The sequence below is a fragment of the Mycobacterium sp. NGS39 genome (genome assembly GCF_059812765.1).
The window spans coordinates 93,635-110,039 of the sequence record NZ_JCALDH010000010.1; the positions used below are offsets into that span (position 1 = coordinate 93,635).

Below are 16,405 nucleotides of genomic sequence, written 5' to 3' on the forward strand. Positions count from 1 at the left end.
AGCTCCTCATTTCGTTCCGGTATCCACGTAATCTAAGGCGTCCACCGCCGCCTCGGGGCCGCGTTGTCTGCGACGATGGCTGCGGATGTGACGAAAAGGGGGAACCCGTCGAAATGACCGAGCTCAAATTCCTCGAGCTGCACGGCGACCGGATTGCGTACCGCGACGAGGGCACCGGCGATGCGCTGCTGCTGATCCACGGAATGGCCGGCAGTTCCGAAACGTGGCGCGCGGTGCTGCCGCGACTGGCGAAGAATCATCGCGTGGTGGCGCCCGACCTGCTGGGCCATGGACAGTCGGCCAAGCCGCGCGGCGACTACTCGCTGGGAGCCTTCGCGGTGTGGCTGCGCGACTTCCTCGACGAACTGGGCATCACACAGGTCACTGTGGTCGGCCACTCGCTCGGCGGCGGGGTGGCGATGCAGTTCGTCTACCAGCATCCCGACTACTGCCGGCGGCTGGTGCTGATCGCCAGCGGCGGGCTCGGCCCGGATGTCGGGCTGCTTTTGCGGTTGCTGTCGGCGCCCGGCGCCGAATTCGTGCTGCCCGTCATTGCGCCGCGTCCGGTGCTCACCGTCGGCAACAAGGTGCGCAACTGGTTGCGCTCGGCCGGAATCCAGTCGCCTCGCGGCGCCGAGATGTGGAGTGCGTACAGCTCGCTGGCCGACCGGCAGACTCGCCAGTCATTCCTGCGCACGCTGCGCTCAGTGGTCGACTACCGCGGGCAGGCGGTCAGCGCGCTGAACCGCCTGCAAACGCGGGCGGACCTGCCGGTGATGGCGATCTGGGGCGACCACGACAACATCATCCCGGTCGAGCACGCCTACGCCGCTGCGCAGGCACGCCAGGACAGCAGGCTCGAGGTGATGCCGGGCATCGGACACTTCCCGCAAGTCGAAGCGCCGATGGAGGTGGTGGACCTCATCGAGGACTCCATCGCGACGGCGGAACGGCCGTCTGTGCCCAGCGACGACTCCAGGCCTTAGGCGGTCGGCTCCTCGGGCGAGCCTTCGCGCGGCTCCTTGGCTCGCTCGCTCGGCTTGCCCGCCACATCCTGCTCCTCGCGCTGTCCGATGACGTTCTCGTCCAGCTTGTCGACGATCTGCTCCAGCTCTTGGTCCCTGTTGGGTTGCGCGGATTCCGTCATCTCGCTCTCATCGCTAGGCGTCGGGTCGTGTCAAGTGTCTACGGTGTCACCCGTGCCGTCTACTTACCCGCGGCGCCTATGGTTGAACCGCATGGACGTCGATCTCACTGCCCGCCGGCCGGTGACGTGGCGGTGACGTCGCGCGGCCAGACGGTCGTCGCGCGTCAATTGCTTGGCGCACAGCAGGTTACGTCCACACCGGGACTTGTCGTCGACCGATGAGAAAGGACAACGCGTGACCAGTTGGCCGCGACGGCTCCAGCGGACCGCTCGTCGCCGGGGGTTGGCCGGCCTCACCGCGACAGCCGCCGCATGCGCACTGGTGTCAGGTTGTTCGAGCTCGTCGCCAACCGATGCTCCCGTGTCGGTGCCTTCTCTGTCATCCAGCACAATCGCCACTCCCAACGGACAGCTTGTGCTACAGGGCGCGATCCTGGAGAAGTTCATCGAGGCCGGCGGCACCAGCGGCCAGCTTGGCCTGCCCATCTCCGACGAGCAGCAGGGGCCGGCCGGCGGCCGATACGCGAAATTCCAGAGCGGAGTGGTCTACTGGACCCCGGCCACCGGTGCACACATCGTGCGCGGCGCGATCCGGCAGGAGTGGGAGAACACCGGCGGCGCCGCGGGCCCGCTCGGTTATCCCACCACCGACGAGCAAACCGTCGCCGGAGGCTTGCGAACCGACTTCGAACACGGCAGCATCACCTACTCGGACGGCCAGACTCACGTCGAAATGCATTGAGCTGCAACGCAGATCAGTACAGGCTCGTCGCGTTCGCTGCCGCCCATGCCCGTTCGGCTTCGGAGTGCGCAGGCGGCGGAACCAGGCCGTTGATCATCCAGAGGTCCTCGCTGGTGTCGTCGACGTGGAATTCCCAGTGCAACCCTGACGTGACGTAGGGCTGCAAGATGGCGGCGATCCATCGCGCGGTGCGTTGCCGGCTGGCCTGATCGGGATTGTGCCGGGCGATGTGGTCGATGACCACTCGCAGTGCGGCAGCCGGTTTTTCACCGCCCACGTAGAGATCTTCGGGCCGCAGTTCGGCGAAGACCGTGACGACGTAGAAGCGTGGCAGCCCAACCTGTGCGTAGTGGTCGGTGATCCGAGCGGACAGCTGTTGTTTGTCTTCGTCGGTGAAGACGCCGGGCGTGTGATAGATCGTCCATAACGGCATGGCGGTGTCACTCCTCGATGTTCGGCGTGCTCAGCGCGCAAGCGGGAAGGTCAGGTTCTCGACGGGTCCGGACAGCGCCGCCTTCACCGAGACCGTGACGTCGTCGGCGAGCACCTCAGCCGCGCCCTCCTCGAGCGCGGCGATGATCCGCTGGGCGACCACGTCAGGCGTCGTCTTGGGCAGATCGATAGCCGACACCATGGCCGTGTCGATGAATCCAGCGTGCACCCCCAGGACATGGGTGTTCTGAGACTTCAGCTCTCCCCGAAGCGAATTCGTGATCGACCACATCGCGGCCTTCGACGCGCCGTAGGCGCCGCTCCCGCCCAGCCAGGACAGCACCGAGTGGACATTCACCACCACTCCACCGCCGTTGCTCGCCAAGATCGGCGCGAATGCGCGCACGACGCGCAGCGGGCCGAACGTGTTGACGTCGAACGTGGCGGTGATCTCGTCCATAGGTGCGGTGAGCAACGGTCCGGGCAGCAGGATTCCGGCGTTGTTGACTAAGACCTCGACATCTGGGGCGGCCTCGGCCAGCGCTGCGACGGAGCGGTCCGACCGGACTTCCAACTCATGTGACACGACCCTGCTGCGGCTGTCTGAATAATTCTGCCGCGCAGTCGAATACACCTTCCGTGCGCCGCGCCGCAGCACCTCGTCGACCAGGGCCGAACCCAGTCCACGCCGGCCTCCGGTCACTAGCACCACCTTGCCGGCCACTGCGACCACGACAACCACCTCCAACTAACTAACGACAACATTAGTCAGATCGAAGCACCTGCACCTGAGTAATGCAACCGTTAGTTATCATCGTCACGTGGCAATGGAGTTCGAAGAGCGGTTGCGCGACCGCACCCGATGGGCGGCCGATGCGTGCTCAGCCGCGAAAGCGTTAGACCTTCTCAGCACGAAGACGATCTTCTTGGTCATTCGCGAATGCTTCTACGGCACCACGCGCTTCGAGGACTTCGTCGAGCGCATCGGCACGTCGGCACCTGCCGTGTCGCGCGCGCTGCGGCAGTTGGAGTCCGCACGCATCATCACTCGCGTCCCCTACCGCGAACCGGGGCGGCGCGCCCACGACGAATACAAGTTGACGCAGGCGGGCGAGGACCTGCTGCCCGTCTTCCTGTCGCTGGTGCAGTGGGGGGACACCTACCTGCAGAACGGCCAGGGCCCGCTTGACTTCGTCGACGCAGACACCGGCCGACCGGTGCGGGTGTGCGTCACGGCCGATGCTGACCAGCGGCCAGCCCGGTCGAGCGACATCGAGATCCGACGGCCCCGACGGCGCGACCGCAGCCGAGCCTGACACCCGCAAATCGCCCGACCAGCCTGGCCAAGGTTCCATTGTCCCGGCTGACTGTCAGGGGGTCTCCCTACCATTGGTCCAACGCGACGGCGGTGAGCCCGCGTGGGGGAAGGTCGAGTCATGGGATTGCTGGACATGGCGTTTCTGCCGTGGCGGGTCGCACGCCGGGTGGTCGGCGCGGTGGCGGTCGCGGTGGCGGCCGCAGCGCCGTCGGCCGACGACCTCGTGGTGATCGGTGGCATGCCAGAAGGAGTGCCGCCGGCGGCGCTGAAGCCCGAGCCGAAGCTTCCCGCTCCCGCAGAGTGGCCGTTCGGCGAGGACTTCCCCCGCACCTGCGGCACCGGCCGGCTGGCCGGCGGCGCGCTGCTGTGGACCGATTTCATCTACGACGACCACGGCGCCACCGGCTTGCCGCTGAACATCCCGTCCAGCGGACTGAACGTGCCGCCGCGGGGCACCTACATCTACCCGGACGGACCGGCGGCGCGCAACGGCGCCGACATCTTTCGGGCCGCGATCGGGCTCACCGACACCGACACGTGGTGGCGGGTGGACTGGAACACGCTGGTCGACGCATCTGTGCCGATTGCGCTGTTCACCATGGACACCGACCGGACACGAGTGGCCGACGACGCCTGGCCGGCCGGCGCCGGAATCCGCTCGGCAGGTATCGACCGGGCGCTGCTGATTTCCGGGACCGGCGCGCTGCTGATCGACCTGGTGTCGCACGAGTCGACTCCGGTCGCGCACATGGTCGACATGCAGTCGCGATCGTTTTTGGCTCGGGTACCGCGCTCGCTGCTGATGCCGAGCGGCACCTGGACGGTGCGGCTGGCGGCCGGGCTGGCCAATGCCGCCGGTGACCAGTTCGCCGACGTCACGGCCGATCATGGCGCGCTGCCGGGCCAGCCCAACGTCTACAACGTCGCATTCCGCACCCACGAGCAGGAGAAGACGCACCTCAATTTCTGGTCCGACGAAGCGCAGGCGGCAGCGCTCACCGACGGCGACGTGTCGCAGTTTGCGCTGGCCGTCCCATGGGATCGGCTGGCGGCCCGCGCCAGCACGCCTGAACCGGTGATCACCGGCACCACCACCCGCTGGTACGTGTCCTCGGTGGAGCTCGGGCAGGGCGTCGCCGACACCAACCTGCTGACGCTGAGCACCAAGCCGCTGTTCTTGGGCCGCGTCCAGCCGTACTCGGTGTGCCTGCCGGCCACTTACGCCCCCGGCCAGGTTCTGCCGCTGACCCTGCTGCTGCACTCGCTGGCGCTCGGCCAGAGCCAGTTCGCCGCGATTGACCCGCGCCTTTTGCACGAGCTGTGCGACGGGCGCGGTTCGCGGTTCGGTGGTGGTCACGCCGCTGGCCCGCGGTCCGTCGTGCTGGTACTTCGACGAAGGCGAGCTGGACGTATGGGAAGTGTGGGCCCGCGTGGCCGAACAACTCGGCGCCGACCCCAACCGCACCGTCGTCGCGGGCTACTCAATGGGCGGCTACGGCACCTACAAGTTCGCGCTGTCGTATCCGCAGGTGTTCTCGCAGGCGGTGGTGCTGGCCGGCCCGCCCACGTGCGGGGTGCGGCTGTGGCCCGGCACCGACATCCCGGCCGACTTCGACCCGCACTCGCACTGTGCGCGCGAAGGCGACACCTGGCGGCTGCTCGTCAATGCCCGCTGGCTGCCGTTCGTCGTCTGCCACGGGCTGGTCGACGAGCTGGTGCCGTTCCTCTCAGCGGCCGAGCAGGTACTCGAACTGGACCGGCTCGGCTACCGCTACCGGTTCACCGTCTACCCGTTCGAGGACCACATCGCGTTCTTGTTCAAGGACAAGTTCGACGACCCTGTCGCGCACATGACAACCGGTCTGCGCCAAGCTGATCCAGGACACATCACGTTCGCGTGGTATCCGCAATTGGTGCGGCACGATTTAGGCATTGGGCCCCAACGTGTTTGGTGGATCTCGGACTTGACCGCCGCGCCCGAGGTCGCGGCAACGCCCGGTGCAATCGCGGAGGTGGACGCCCGCTCCTACGCTCGCCCCGACCGCACCCGGACCACACGACGCCGACGAGGCTTCCTACCTCATTTCGATCCCACGCCCGGCCTCTACACCGAATTGACGTGGTACGAAGGGCCACCGGCTGCCGCGCTGCCCTACCTGACCCTGACGCTGGCCGGCGTCGCGGCGCTCACTGTCGACATCGCCCGGGCAGGGCTGGCCACGCTGGCGCGATCCACGATCGCGGTAGTGACCGACACCGGCGCACAGCTCACCCTCGCCGCACTGCCGGCCGCGACGAGCGTGGAGCTTGACGGCGTGCCCGCAGGCCCGACGACGGTGATGGTGCCGCCGGGACGGCACCGAATTACCTTGACGGCAGCGCAGCCCGTCACAGCGTGACGAGATCAGGGCGGCGACTGTTCGAGCTCGTCGATCTGCCGGTCTAGGTCCGCCAATTCGATTGCGAGACGGCGCATTTGGTGTGCGACTTGAGCGCGTCGCTGTTCGAGCTGTGCGCGGCGCTCTTCACGGCCGGCGTGTTGTGCGTCGGTGTGCATGTGGTCGCTCCCCGGTGTCTGTGCAGTTGCAGCCAACAGGGAGTGTGCGCCTCGAGAGCCGGCGGTGAAGCTCGCCGCGGCGTTTGCCCGCACAAGCGAAAGACAACCGACATCGAGCCGTGATTTGAGCTAGCCGTCAGCCACTCAGTGCGATCCCGCGGGGGATCCGGTGGCCGTGGCCGGTCCGGAAGTCCCGGAATTGGCGGGCTTCTTGGCGCCGCGGGTCAGGCTGTCACCGAGACCACCAAGCGCCGTCTTCACATTGCCGATCACCTGTCGCACCGGGTTCTTCGCATCCTTCGACGATCCGTCGGCGGGCTTGGTGCCGCCGGAGCTCAGCGAGAGCTTCTTGTCGATGGAGAACGGAGCCGTCGAGGCCGAGTTCGTATTCGGATTGGACGCGGCGAGCGTCGAGGTCTGCGAGTTAGTCTGCGATCCGTTGACGGCCGAGGCGACCGGTGCCGGCAGATTATGCAGCGGAATCGTGATCAGGTTGCTCGGGTTGTCGATGTCATCCTTCGCCGCCTGCACACTGCCTTGCACGCCTTGGACGGCCGCTCCGGGAAGATTGCGCGCAGCGGTAGCGGTTTCGGAGAACGACAACAAGTTCATCGGCCGCGTCTGGGTGGGGTCGGCGGGAATCGGTTGGTTGTCTTTGTACCCGGCGTTGACGAGCTCGGTCAGCGTCGGCTCGACCGCCGCGGCGAGCACGTTGCCGCCCGGAATCAGCAGCAGCGGCTTGACCAATGGCAGATGGTCGGACTTGAACGTCACGAACGTCGTCGAGCTTCCTGGCAACGGAATGGGATTCTGTGCCAGCGAACCGTCTTCGTTCAGGATGTAGTGGTAGTGCGGCCCCGTCGGGTTCTGTGCCTCGGCGATGATCGCGTCCGGCACCGGCGCGGTGGCCTGCCCGCCGTATCCCCAGACGTAGGCGACCAGGCTGTTGGCGTCGGCGAAGGGATTCAGCGGGTTGGTCGGTGCGTCCGAGTTGATGTTGTATTCGTAGGCCACGTCGAGCACGGGAACGCCCGTGTTCGACGGCGTTGGTGCGCCGGAGGTCAGCAGTAGCGGCGCGAACGCCGAGTACGTGGTCCAGAATCCACCGCCGGCGCGGTTGGTGTTGTTGTCCAGCACCACCAGGTCGATGTCGTCGAGGGCGGAATCGTTGCGCTGCTTGAGGATGCCCAGCGCGGTGCCGGTCTGGCCGGCGCCCCAGCCCGAGGACAGCACGACGATCCTGCGGGGATCATTGTCGCTGTCGTGGATCGCGGTGGCGATGCCATTCGGCCCCAGGAAGAACGGGACCACCTGCTGAGGGCCGTAGCTCGACCAGTCGCGGTTGTAGTAGTCGGCGCTGGCGAAGATCTGCGCGGTCGAGTTGGCCGGAGTGATCAGCGCGGTGAGCTCGATCTGCGGGGCCACGGTCACCGTCGTACCTGTAGTCAGCACGGTCGTCAGGCTGGTCGCGCTCAGCGCTGCGGCCGCGAGTCCCGGAGCAAGGCGCCGCCGAGCGGCGGAACGAATCCGACGGGACTTGCGATGATGCTTACCGGCCATCTGAGCCGCTCCTTGACTGTGTAGACGAGTGACGTCGCAAAGCGCTGACAAGTCGAAGCGGGGACGCCGAACTGCGCCGAGCCTAACACTCAGCTAACAAATCATCAGCCGTCCAGCAAATTATTTTCGCGCGGTTTGGCGGCATGCACAGACCCACCCCTGCGCCACCGCGCGACGCCTGTCACCCGCCGGCTCGGCCAGCCCGCGCACTGTCGGCCGGCGCGCCCGCGGCGCCACGTTTCACACCCCATACGCGCGCGTATGTGGTGGTAGCCTTCGAACCCTATGCCGCCGTCTCCGCCACGCTTGATCGTGGAGCCCGACGACGGCCTCGACCCTGTCCGCGAGTTCATCGCCACGGCTACGAGATCGCTTCTGGTGAAACAATTCACCTTCACCGAGGAGAGCCTGCTACAGGCAGTCATCGACCGTAGCAACGCCGGTGTAGACGTGCGCGTCATGCTCAACCCGAAGCGTTCGAGTGGCGACCGCGCCAACGACGAAACCTACCGACAGCTACAAGATGCCGGGGTCGCCGTCCAGTGGTCGAATCCGAAATTCTATGTGACACATGAGAAGTCGATCGTCGTCGACAACGCGGCCGCGCTGGTGGCCACGTTCAATCTGATGGCCAAGTACTTCACGCTCACCCGGGACTACGGCATCATCACCAACGACCCTCAGCACGTCGCCCAGATCGTGGAGGTGTTCGACGCCGACTGGGAACACCGCGACTGGGTGCCAACGAATTATGAAGGGCTGCTGTGGAGTAACGCGAATTCTCGCTACCACATGGCCCGGTTCATCGACACCGCTCGACACCGGCTGGACGTGCAGCATCCCAAGTACGTCGACGCGGTGATCCTCGATCACCTCGCCGCCGCGGCGCACCGCGGCGTGAAAGTCCATGTGCTGTGCGGCGGCAAACACGGCATCAGCGAGTGGGACATCCTCGACACGTTCGCGTCACTTCGTACCTTGCGGCGCTTCGGGGTCAAGGTGCACAAACAAAAGAACCTGCGCGTGCACGCCAAGCTACTGATCGCAGACGGCGAGCGTGCGTTGGTGGGCTCGATGAACATCGACCGCAGCGCCTTCGACCTGCGGCGCGAACTCGGCATCGAAATCGGCGACCGGGGCGTCGTCGCGCGGTTGAAGAGTGTGTTCGATGCGGATTGGGAGCTGTCCCACCACTACGAACCGCCAGATCCGCTCGACGCGATGCCGCATACCGAGGACGACTTCCCGCATGACCAGGACCTGATTCATGAGTGAGGTCGAGCCGGCTCGCGAGAAGGTGTCACTGACGGAAATTGCGTTGACGTTTAACCACATTGCGCTTGCCTCGTTCGGCGGCGGACTCTCCGCGTGGTCGCGCGAAGTCCTGGTGGTCGAAAAGCATTGGCTGGCCGAAGAGGAATTTCTCAGTGCCATGACGATGTGCCGCATCCTGCCCGGCGCCAACCAGGTCAACATGGCCGTGTTCGTCGGCACCAAGATGGGCGGTGTGTCCGGCGCCATTGCGGCGTTGCTGGGCCTGTGTCTGATGCCTGTAGCGCTGATCCTGGTGATGGCGTTCGTGTACTTCCGATTCAAGGAGGTGCCGGCAGTGAAGGGCGTTCTGCACGGGGCATCGGCGGCAGCGGTGGCCCTGACCGTCGCCATGGTGATCAAGACGGGGAAGAAGTGTCTGACCGGTGTGGCGCCGGTGCTGCTTTTCGCGGCCGCTTTCGTGCTCAACGGCGTGCTGCGCTGGCCGTTGTTGGTGACGCTCGCGATACTGGCGCCGCTGAGCCTGCTGTGGGCGTGGCCAAGAAGACGTGCCGCGTGAAGACGTACCTGCAGTTGGTCACGTTGTTCGGCTCGCTGTCGCTGATGTCGATCGGCGGCGGCAATGCGGTGCTGCCGGAGATGCACATGCGCTCGGTCAACGGCAATCACTGGATGACCGACTCCCAGTTCGCCGACATCTTCTCGATCTCGCAGGCGGCGCCGGGCCCCAGCATCCTGATCGTCGCGCTGGTCGGCTATGCCGCAGGCCTTTCGGCGGCCGGCATTCTCGGCGGAGTGCTGGGCGGGCTGATCGCCACGGTGGCGATGGTGCTGCCGGCGGCGGTGTTGGTCTACGCGATCACCCAGTTCTGGCAGAAGGCGGAGAAATCGCGGTTGCGGTACGCGGTCGAGAAGGGCTTCGCGCCACTGACCGTCGGCTTGATCCTCGCCACGTCTCTGGTGATGAGCCGAGCCGCCGACCACGACTGGCGCGCTTATCTGTTGACGGGCGTGTGCACGGCGATCTTCGTGTTCACCAAGACGAACCCGCTAATCGTGGTGGCCGCCGCGGGAGTGATCGGCTACGTCGGCATGGTGTAGCCGAGTGCTGCCGAGTCCGTTCTGATATTGCCGAATAGTGTTGCGCCGCAACCAATCCGGCGACGAGACCTAGCGATGGCGGGTTGAGGCATCTGCTGCCAGAGGTGTCCAACAATTCGCCTGGCATCGTCGTTAAGTAACGTGAAGGCAACGGTGACCACTATGCTGTGATCGCCCGTGCGACGCGGTGACATGCGAATAGGCGGTTCTGCGAACGGCCGGTGATCTCCTCGAGGATGCCGTGATCCACGAGCTTGGAGATCGAGACATTCGTCGCCTCAAAGGTTCGGTGGATGAGGTTGCTCGCCGTTCGGACATCAATCACGGGGTAGCCGATCAAGATTTCCGCGATCTCGATCGCAGAGCCGCGTAGGTTACGAGCGCGAAGCTCGCCCACCATCATGTCCTTTAGTGCGAGGAGGTGCTGTATCTTTGCCAGGCCTTCGCGGGCCTGCAGTTCGACGGCATGCGCGAATAGCTCGACCCACGGACTGAAGTCACCCGACAATGTCACGTCCATCATGCCTTCCTGGTACAACTCGCGGTGCGACTCGAACCAGGGAGCAATGTTTAGGACCGGCCAGCGCAGCTCGCCCGCCCTCATCAGTTGAAGAAGTGAGACCAGCCGACCGAGCCGGCCATTTCCGTCTCCATATGGGTGCAGTGTTTCGAACTGATAGTGCGCGATCGCTACCTTCGCAACAATAAAAATGTCTGATGCCGCCTCGACCCAGTCCTCCCAAGCGCGGAATCCTGCCTCCAGCTGGTCACCGGGTGGGCAAGGGACAAACCGAGCCTCTTCGATAGGTCGATTCTTCGGGCCGATCGCGACTTGATGGGGCCGAATGTCGCCGGCGTCCGGGGTATCGCCGGGCGTACCTCGGACGATCAACTGTTGCAGCTCGCCAAGAAAGGACCGTCTCAGCGAACACTTCTCGATCCGGGAACACGCGTACTCCGTTGCGGTGACGTAATTGTGGATCTCACGCTGTTCCGCGGACATCTGGCGGTCGTCAAGAAAGTCTGCTTCAAGAATGTCCTGAAACGACGCGTATGTACCTTCGAGGGCAGAGGTGCTCCTCGCCTCTTTCCGGATGATCGGTCGAACAAGTATCTCGGGACGCGGTAAGTGAGCGACGGCTTCGTCGAGTCGAGCGACCGCAGCGCCAGCTTTAGCCGACAGGCTGATGGCATGCGGAGAAAGGGTCGGTACTTCCGGGAGGTTGTCCGGCAAGTACGCCCAGTACTCCCAGGTCTCCATCGTGCGAGGATCGGTGCCAGAGATCGGCACGAGTTGACCGATCGGTGAGTTCTTCAAAGCCTCGACATCCACAATTCAAGTTTATGCGATTTTCCTGAATACGCCTGGGCGCAGATCAATGTAACTTGAATGTCCCGTCTTGCGCTTCAGGTTTTCTCGGGATCCTTGAACCACAGGGGTGTAAGTTCAAGGCGGCTTTCGTGACCAAGTAGATGGCGGCAGCTGGGGTTCGACACGCGAACAGACGTCAAGCGACGCGGCCCGACTCCAGGAAGAAAGTAGCCCCTCCGATGTGGCCAGGGCCGGGATCGAACCGGCGACCTTCCGCTTTTCAGGCGGACGCTCATACCAACTGAGCTACCTGGCCGGAAGGCACCGACGCACGTGCCTCGCCGTGATGGCGACCCTGACGGGACTTGAACCCGCGACCTCCGCCGTGACAGGGCGGCGCGCTAACCAACTGCGCCACAGGGCCATTCTGTGTGGCTCCATCCTACGGTCGCCACGCGTACCCCCTACGGGATTCGAACCCGCGCTACCGCCTTGAAAGGGCGGCGTCCTAGGCCGCTAGACGAAGGGGGCCTGCCGAATCGCTCCGGGGGACTCGCAACGCTCGTTGGGAGCCTCGCTAGCTTAGGGCACGCCAAGGCCAATCCTCAAACGCGCTTCCCGGTCGCGACGCAGTATCCTTTTTGGTCGCGCCCCTATAGCTCAGTTGGTAGAGCTACGGACTTTTAATCCGCAGGTCCTAGGTTCGAGTCCTAGTGGGGGCACTGAAGAGTCGAGGCGTTTGCCGCAAGCTGTGAAGGCCTTGGTTCGCCGGACGGTCCCCGGCTAATGCGATTTGCTGGGGAACTCCTGAAAGCGGTGGCGGATCCGCCGAGACGCGATAAACTCCTCGATGTCCGTCACGATGATGTCGCGGGCGTGCACCAAGGCCATAACACTCCGGAGCCGTCGATCGAGGGCGCCGAACGGTCCCGAAGGAACACCATGAAGATTCGCGTCACCTTGACCGCTGCCGCTGTGGCCGGATTCGCCAGCCTCGGCTTCGCACTCGCCGCACCCGCGTCCGCCACATGCGACGACGGCAGCCACGAGCCATGCTTCACGGGCGATGGACCCTTCTGGCTGGACACGCCCAATAACTACGCAAACTTCGTGCCGAAGACCATCAACAACTGGGCAAATCTCCCGGGCGACACTGTCCAGGGATATCAGAATGCGTTCGCCCAGACCATCAAGCAGTACACCGGCATCGACATCGCCCCGAGCACGCAGACCGCGAAGACGAGCAGCGTGACCGGCGCCAAGACGCCGTCAACCGGCACAGGGTCGTCTGCGAATTCGACCGCGGGAACTTCGTCCTCCACGAAATAGCGCCAAGGCGGGCCGCCCGATAATCCCTGAGCCGACGAATTAGGTTCTGCGCCAAGGCTTTTCAAGCTTACGATAAGCGTGCACGCAGCCGTCTAGTCGCGTTCGCCGTTGCCCTTCTTGCCCGGCTTGTTGTGCCCGGGCGGCACCTTTGGCGGCGCGGGCGGAAGCACGATCGACGACGGCGGCGACGTCATCGCAGGAGTGCTCGGTGGCGGTGGCGACGGCGCCGTCGTGCTGGTAGTGACGGGCTGGGGCGGCGGCGTTCGGCCCGAGTCCACTGCGAGCAAAATCACACCGAGCACCAGAGCGGCGAACACCAATCCCAACACCAGCAGCAGACCCCGTCGGCTCGGAGGTCCGGCTGTCGGCATCGGCGGCGGTATCGCCGCGGGCACCGGCGTGGTCATCACCCGGGTCCCCGGGCGGCCAGCCGGCACGGGCGGCTGGCCGTTGAGCGCAGCGCGCATGGCCCGGGCGTTCGGGAAGCGCAGGGCCGGATCGCGCGCCAACGCCCGCTCGATCACGGCCGCCAGCGCCGGGCTCACGTCAGGACGCAGCATCAAAAGCGGCGGCGGCTGCTCGTGCAGAATCGCCTGCGCCAGCGCGGCGATGTTCTCCTGCATGAACGGCCGGCGGCCCGTCAGCGCCTCGTATCCCACCACGCCCACGGCATAGACGTCGTCGGCCGCGGTGGCCGGCCTGCCGAGCACCCGGTCGGGGCTGAGGTACGCCATCGTGCCGAACACCTGGCCGGCTGCCGTGAAGTTGGTGCTCTGCGCCGTCTTGGCGATGCCGAAGTCGCTCACTTTCGCCTCGCCGGACGACGTGAACAAGATGTTGGCGGGCTTGATGTCGCGGTGCAGAATGCCCGCATCGTGGGCGGCGGACAGCGCAGCGAGCATGTCGTCAAGCACAGCGCACACCAGCGGCTGCGGCAGCGGGCCGCGCACGATCTTGTCGTGCAGCGATTCCCCGGTCAGCCGCTCCATGACGATGAACGGGACGCCGTTGTGCTCGCCCGTGTCGTGCACCGCGACGATGTGTGCGCAATCCAGTGCAGCGGCCGCACGCGCCTCGGCTTCGAACCGGCGGCGATTGTCCGCCTGCGCGTCGATCGCGGGGTGCAGCAGCTTGATCGCCACCGGCCGGGCCAATCGCGTATCCCAGCCGTCGCGGACCTCCGCCATACCGCCACGACCCAACACGCCACGAAGCTCGTAGCGGCCACCGAGCAACTCGGGGGCCTTCACCCTGGCTACGTTAACCGGACGGTGCCCGGCTAAACCCCCGCGACCGGGCAGTAGTGAGTGGGCTTGTGCCGCTCATCGAGCGGCGGCAGGTTGCGCGCCGGCGTCTCCGGCAGCGGTGCGTCCGCCGGGATCCGCCCGCTGGCGCGATCCAGGCCCGCCCGCGCCCGTGGATGTTTGCGCATACGCGGCGGCAACAGCGAGAACACCACCCGCACAAAGTCGCCGAACCGCCGGTGCAGCCATTCGTCGCGGGCCGACCAGCTGAAGCCCAGCAGATCACGCACCGGCTGGTCGTACAGTCCCACGCACAGCCACACCATGAACGGCGCGACGATGTGGCGCTGCAGCGGAGTGAACAAGAAGTCCGGAATCCATTGCGCGAACCAAGGTTTCGGATAGTGCGCCAGATCGAGAACGTCGCGCGTGGCCTTGTTGTCCTCCAGCACCTCGCGGCACATGTAGTCCCAGTACTCCTGGAACTCCTCCCATGTCTTCGGCACCGGACGCATGCTCATGCCGTACATGCGGTACCAGGTGACGTGCTCGTCGAACAACTGGCGCTTCTCGTCTTCGGTGATCCCGCCGCAGAACCGCTCGGCCACGTGGATGGTGCCCATGAAGAACGTGGCGTGCGCCCAGTAGAAGACGTCAGGGTTCAGCGCGTGATAGCGGCGGCCTTTCGCGTCGACGCCCTTGATCTCGGTGTGGTAGTCGCGCACCTGGGCGCCGGTGGCCGGCGCGCGGTCGCCGTCGAACACCACGCCGCCGATCGGGTACAGCGACCGCAGCACTCGCGGCCACGGCTCCCGCGGGAAGGTCGAGTGCTGTTCGACGGCCGCGCCGAGTTGGGGATGCATGTTCTGCATCGAGCCGGCCCATGGCCCCTGCAGCATGCCGCGCCAGTCGCCGAAGTATTTCCACGTCAGCGAGTCGGGACCCAACGGTTCGGGTGGCGCGTCGTAACCACCGGACGCCACCGGACAGCCGGCGGCAACCGGTTCGCTGGTCAGCGCGCGAGCATGAGACGTATGTTGAGTCACTGGTGACGAGTCCCCATCAGGGCCGGAGCCAAAACTGACTACGTGCGTTGTCAGTCGTCGAGTCTAGGAGAGCCGTGCCGACCGGTCAACGAGGGACCCGTGTTCGCGCGAAGAGCCAATCTCGCGGTCGCTGGTCGGGTGTGCCGATCGAGGACCGCCAGGCGCTGCGCCGCGACGAACTCGTGGCAGCAGGCGTCACGTTGCTCGGACGCGCCGACGGGCCCTCGCTCACCGTGCGGGCGGTGTGCCGCGAAGCCGGGCTCACCGAACGCTACTTCTACGAAAGCTTCTCTGACAGAGACCAATTCGTGCGCGCCGTGTACGACGACGTGTGCGCGCGTGCGATGGCGACGTTGATGTCGGCCGCCACCCCGCGTGAGGCGGTCGAGCGGTTCGTCGCGCTGATGGTCGACGACCCGGTCCGCGGCCGCGTACTGCTGCTGGCCCCCGAGGTCGAGCCGGTTCTTGTGCGCTCCGGCGCGGAGTGGATGCCGAGCTTCATCGAGCTGCTGCAGCGCAAGCTCACGACGATCAGCGACCCGGCGCTGCAGAACATGGTCGCGACCGGGCTGATCGGCGCGCTGACCGCTCTTTTCACCGCTTACTTGGACGGCCGGCTGACCGCCACGCGCGAACAGTTCATCGACTACTGCGTCGCGATGCTGCTGAGCCGCGCCAGTTATCTGGAGCGTTCGTCGGCAACCTGAGCGTCTAGCGCTGGTTCTCGGCGGTGACGTTCTGCTCGGACTGCGCCTGCTGCTGTTGCTGAGCCTCATACGCGGCCCGGCCGAGCTGCGACTGCCGCGAGTAGCCCGGCTGCTGCGACGACGCCACATTGGCGTAGCAGTTGAGGTAGACGTACACCGTGTTCTCCGCGGCGGTGCCGGTGCCGTTGACGAAGTTGGCGTGCTGGATTCGGTCGATCACGCACTTGTCTTCGTCGGCTTTGTCCCCCACCCTCGTCGCGACGATCGGCGTGAGCCCGGCCTGCGACAGCACTTCCTTGGCCTGCCCGTAGTACTTACCCGTGACGTCGCTGAGTGTGTCCGCGCTCGCCACGCCCTGGCCCAGCAAGGCCATCGCCACACCGGCGACCCCCACGGCGCCTGCACCGACAACAATGAGGTTCCTCACGTCTGGCGACCTCCGGTATTCGTCTTGCAGCGGGATTTCTTCGGCCTCATCAGGGCAGATGCCCCATGCGGATATTATCGCCCGCCGCCCTGCCGCGCATTACGCCAAACGGCGCGGTGGCTTGAATGTCACCGGCGTACACAGATATATTGCGTGCAACCAATAGGTACAGATAACTGGGAGGGTCTCCCGGACGCGAGGAGGACAAAGC

The 16,405-nt window shown here is 65.5% G+C and carries 16 protein-coding genes, 4 tRNA genes and 1 pseudogene; 10 read left to right on the forward strand and 11 right to left on the reverse strand.

Annotated elements, in window-relative coordinates; genetic code table 11:
- Positions 1–113: 113 nt before the first annotated feature.
- The gene (locus tag AC5Y39_RS15460; RefSeq protein ID WP_500019052.1) at positions 114–986 is read left to right on the forward strand and encodes an alpha/beta fold hydrolase; all 873 of its coding nucleotides are present in this window, start codon (positions 114–116) and stop codon (positions 984–986) included.
- On the opposite strand, the gene AC5Y39_RS15465 is transcribed toward AC5Y39_RS15460, so the two are convergent.
- Entirely contained in the window at positions 983–1,147 is a 165-nt protein-coding gene (locus tag AC5Y39_RS15465) for a hypothetical protein (RefSeq protein WP_499906805.1), read from the reverse strand. The genes AC5Y39_RS15460 and AC5Y39_RS15465 overlap by 4 nt on opposite strands.
- Before the next feature lie 367 nt (positions 1,148–1,514).
- On the opposite strand from AC5Y39_RS15465, the gene AC5Y39_RS15470 reads away from it, so the two are divergent.
- Positions 1,515–1,889, forward strand: a complete 375-nt coding sequence (locus AC5Y39_RS15470; protein ID WP_500019050.1) for an LGFP repeat-containing protein — start codon at positions 1,515–1,517, stop codon at positions 1,887–1,889.
- A 13-nt stretch (positions 1,890–1,902) separates the two neighbouring features.
- Here the strand turns inward: AC5Y39_RS15470 and AC5Y39_RS15475 are convergent, their stop codons facing one another.
- Positions 1,903–2,322 carry a tautomerase family protein gene (locus AC5Y39_RS15475; protein ID WP_500019048.1) on the reverse strand — a complete coding sequence of 140 codons (420 nt, stop codon included), beginning with the start codon at positions 2,320–2,322 and terminating at the stop codon, positions 1,903–1,905.
- Between the two features lie 30 nt (positions 2,323–2,352).
- Positions 2,353–3,054 (reverse strand): SDR family oxidoreductase, encoded by a 702-nt coding sequence (locus AC5Y39_RS15480; protein WP_500019046.1) that lies wholly within the window; start codon positions 3,052–3,054, stop codon positions 2,353–2,355.
- A gap of 94 nt (positions 3,055–3,148) precedes the next feature.
- On the opposite strand from AC5Y39_RS15480, the gene AC5Y39_RS15485 reads away from it, so the two are divergent.
- Both AC5Y39_RS15485 and AC5Y39_RS15490 read left to right on the forward strand, forming a co-directional pair.
- Positions 3,149–3,637 (forward strand): winged helix-turn-helix transcriptional regulator, encoded by a 489-nt coding sequence (locus tag AC5Y39_RS15485; protein ID WP_499907458.1) that lies wholly within the window; start codon positions 3,149–3,151, stop codon positions 3,635–3,637.
- Positions 3,638–3,757: 120 nt separating this feature from the next.
- A pseudogene (locus AC5Y39_RS15490) lies at positions 3,758–6,038 on the forward strand (prolyl oligopeptidase family serine peptidase).
- Between the two features lie 302 nt (positions 6,039–6,340).
- Here the strand turns inward: AC5Y39_RS15490 and AC5Y39_RS15495 are convergent.
- Positions 6,341–7,648, reverse strand: coding sequence for a PE-PPE domain-containing protein (locus AC5Y39_RS15495; protein ID WP_500019044.1), 1,308 nt, complete (start codon positions 7,646–7,648; stop codon positions 6,341–6,343).
- A 393-nt stretch (positions 7,649–8,041) separates the two neighbouring features.
- Here AC5Y39_RS15495 and AC5Y39_RS15500 point away from each other — a divergent pair, with 393 nt between their 5' ends.
- From AC5Y39_RS15500 to AC5Y39_RS15510, 3 genes are read left to right on the forward strand one after another with little or no spacing between them, the layout of a single operon-like run.
- On the forward strand, positions 8,042–9,031 hold the full coding sequence (locus AC5Y39_RS15500) for a phospholipase D-like domain-containing protein (RefSeq protein WP_500019042.1): 990 nt from the start codon (positions 8,042–8,044) through the stop codon (positions 9,029–9,031).
- Positions 9,024–9,587: a chromate transporter gene (locus tag AC5Y39_RS15505; protein ID WP_500019040.1), complete on the forward strand. Its 564-nt coding sequence runs from the start codon at positions 9,024–9,026 to the stop codon at positions 9,585–9,587. Before AC5Y39_RS15500 ends, AC5Y39_RS15505 begins: the two co-directional genes overlap by 8 nt.
- Positions 9,584–10,129 carry a chromate transporter gene (locus AC5Y39_RS15510; protein WP_500019038.1) on the forward strand — a complete coding sequence of 182 codons (546 nt, stop codon included), beginning with the start codon at positions 9,584–9,586 and terminating at the stop codon, positions 10,127–10,129. The genes AC5Y39_RS15505 and AC5Y39_RS15510 overlap by 4 nt, the downstream gene beginning before the upstream one ends.
- 160 nt (positions 10,130–10,289) lie before the next feature.
- Here the strand turns inward: AC5Y39_RS15510 and AC5Y39_RS15515 are convergent, their stop codons facing one another.
- From AC5Y39_RS15515 to AC5Y39_RS15530, 4 genes are all read right to left on the reverse strand, one after another.
- Positions 10,290–11,462, reverse strand: a complete 1,173-nt coding sequence (locus AC5Y39_RS15515; protein WP_500019036.1) for a Fic family protein — start codon at positions 11,460–11,462, stop codon at positions 10,290–10,292.
- Between the two features lie 221 nt (positions 11,463–11,683).
- Positions 11,684–11,757: transfer RNA gene (locus AC5Y39_RS15520), tRNA-Phe, on the reverse strand.
- 31 nt (positions 11,758–11,788) lie between these two features.
- A tRNA-Asp gene (locus AC5Y39_RS15525) sits at positions 11,789–11,865 on the reverse strand.
- Positions 11,866–11,899: 34 nt separating this feature from the next.
- Positions 11,900–11,972: transfer RNA gene (locus AC5Y39_RS15530), tRNA-Glu, on the reverse strand.
- Between the two features lie 118 nt (positions 11,973–12,090).
- On the opposite strand from AC5Y39_RS15530, the gene AC5Y39_RS15535 reads away from it, so the two are divergent.
- Positions 12,091–12,163: transfer RNA gene (locus AC5Y39_RS15535), tRNA-Lys, on the forward strand.
- Between the two features lie 94 nt (positions 12,164–12,257).
- Positions 12,258–12,770, forward strand: a complete 513-nt coding sequence (locus tag AC5Y39_RS15540; RefSeq protein ID WP_500048256.1) for a hypothetical protein — start codon at positions 12,258–12,260, stop codon at positions 12,768–12,770.
- Positions 12,771–12,862: 92 nt separating this feature from the next.
- On the opposite strand, the gene AC5Y39_RS15545 is transcribed toward AC5Y39_RS15540, so the two are convergent.
- On the reverse strand, positions 12,863–14,020 hold the full coding sequence (locus tag AC5Y39_RS15545; protein WP_500019032.1) for a serine/threonine-protein kinase: 1,158 nt from the start codon (positions 14,018–14,020) through the stop codon (positions 12,863–12,865).
- Positions 14,021–14,049: 29 nt separating this feature from the next.
- Positions 14,050–15,060 (reverse strand): oxygenase MpaB family protein, encoded by a 1,011-nt coding sequence (locus AC5Y39_RS15550; protein ID WP_500019029.1) that lies wholly within the window; start codon positions 15,058–15,060, stop codon positions 14,050–14,052.
- Positions 15,061–15,134: 74 nt separating this feature from the next.
- Between AC5Y39_RS15550 and AC5Y39_RS15555 the strand changes: the two genes are divergently transcribed.
- Positions 15,135–15,767: a TetR/AcrR family transcriptional regulator gene (locus AC5Y39_RS15555; protein WP_500019027.1), complete on the forward strand. Its 633-nt coding sequence runs from the start codon at positions 15,135–15,137 to the stop codon at positions 15,765–15,767.
- A gap of 4 nt (positions 15,768–15,771) precedes the next feature.
- Here the strand turns inward: AC5Y39_RS15555 and AC5Y39_RS15560 are convergent, their stop codons facing one another.
- On the reverse strand, positions 15,772–16,194 hold the full coding sequence (locus AC5Y39_RS15560) for a PASTA domain-containing protein (protein WP_500019025.1): 423 nt from the start codon (positions 16,192–16,194) through the stop codon (positions 15,772–15,774).
- Between the last annotated feature and the right edge of the window lie 211 nt (positions 16,195–16,405).

What these genes read in the sequence shown, in the direction of transcription:
- AC5Y39_RS15460 (WP_500019052.1), top strand. Translation starts at nt 114, where the DNA reads ATGACCGAGCTCAAATTCCTCGAGCTGCACGGCGACCGGATTGCGTAC.
- AC5Y39_RS15465 (WP_499906805.1), bottom strand. Translation starts at nt 1,147, where the DNA reads ATGACGGAATCCGCGCAACCCAACAGGGACCAAGAGCTGGAGCAGATC.
- AC5Y39_RS15475 (WP_500019048.1), bottom strand. Translation starts at nt 2,322, where the DNA reads ATGCCGTTATGGACGATCTATCACACGCCCGGCGTCTTCACCGACGAA.
- AC5Y39_RS15485 (WP_499907458.1), top strand. Translation starts at nt 3,149, where the DNA reads ATGGAGTTCGAAGAGCGGTTGCGCGACCGCACCCGATGGGCGGCCGAT.
- AC5Y39_RS15500 (WP_500019042.1), top strand. Translation starts at nt 8,042, where the DNA reads ATGCCGCCGTCTCCGCCACGCTTGATCGTGGAGCCCGACGACGGCCTC.
- AC5Y39_RS15505 (WP_500019040.1), top strand. Translation starts at nt 9,024, where the DNA reads ATGAGTGAGGTCGAGCCGGCTCGCGAGAAGGTGTCACTGACGGAAATT.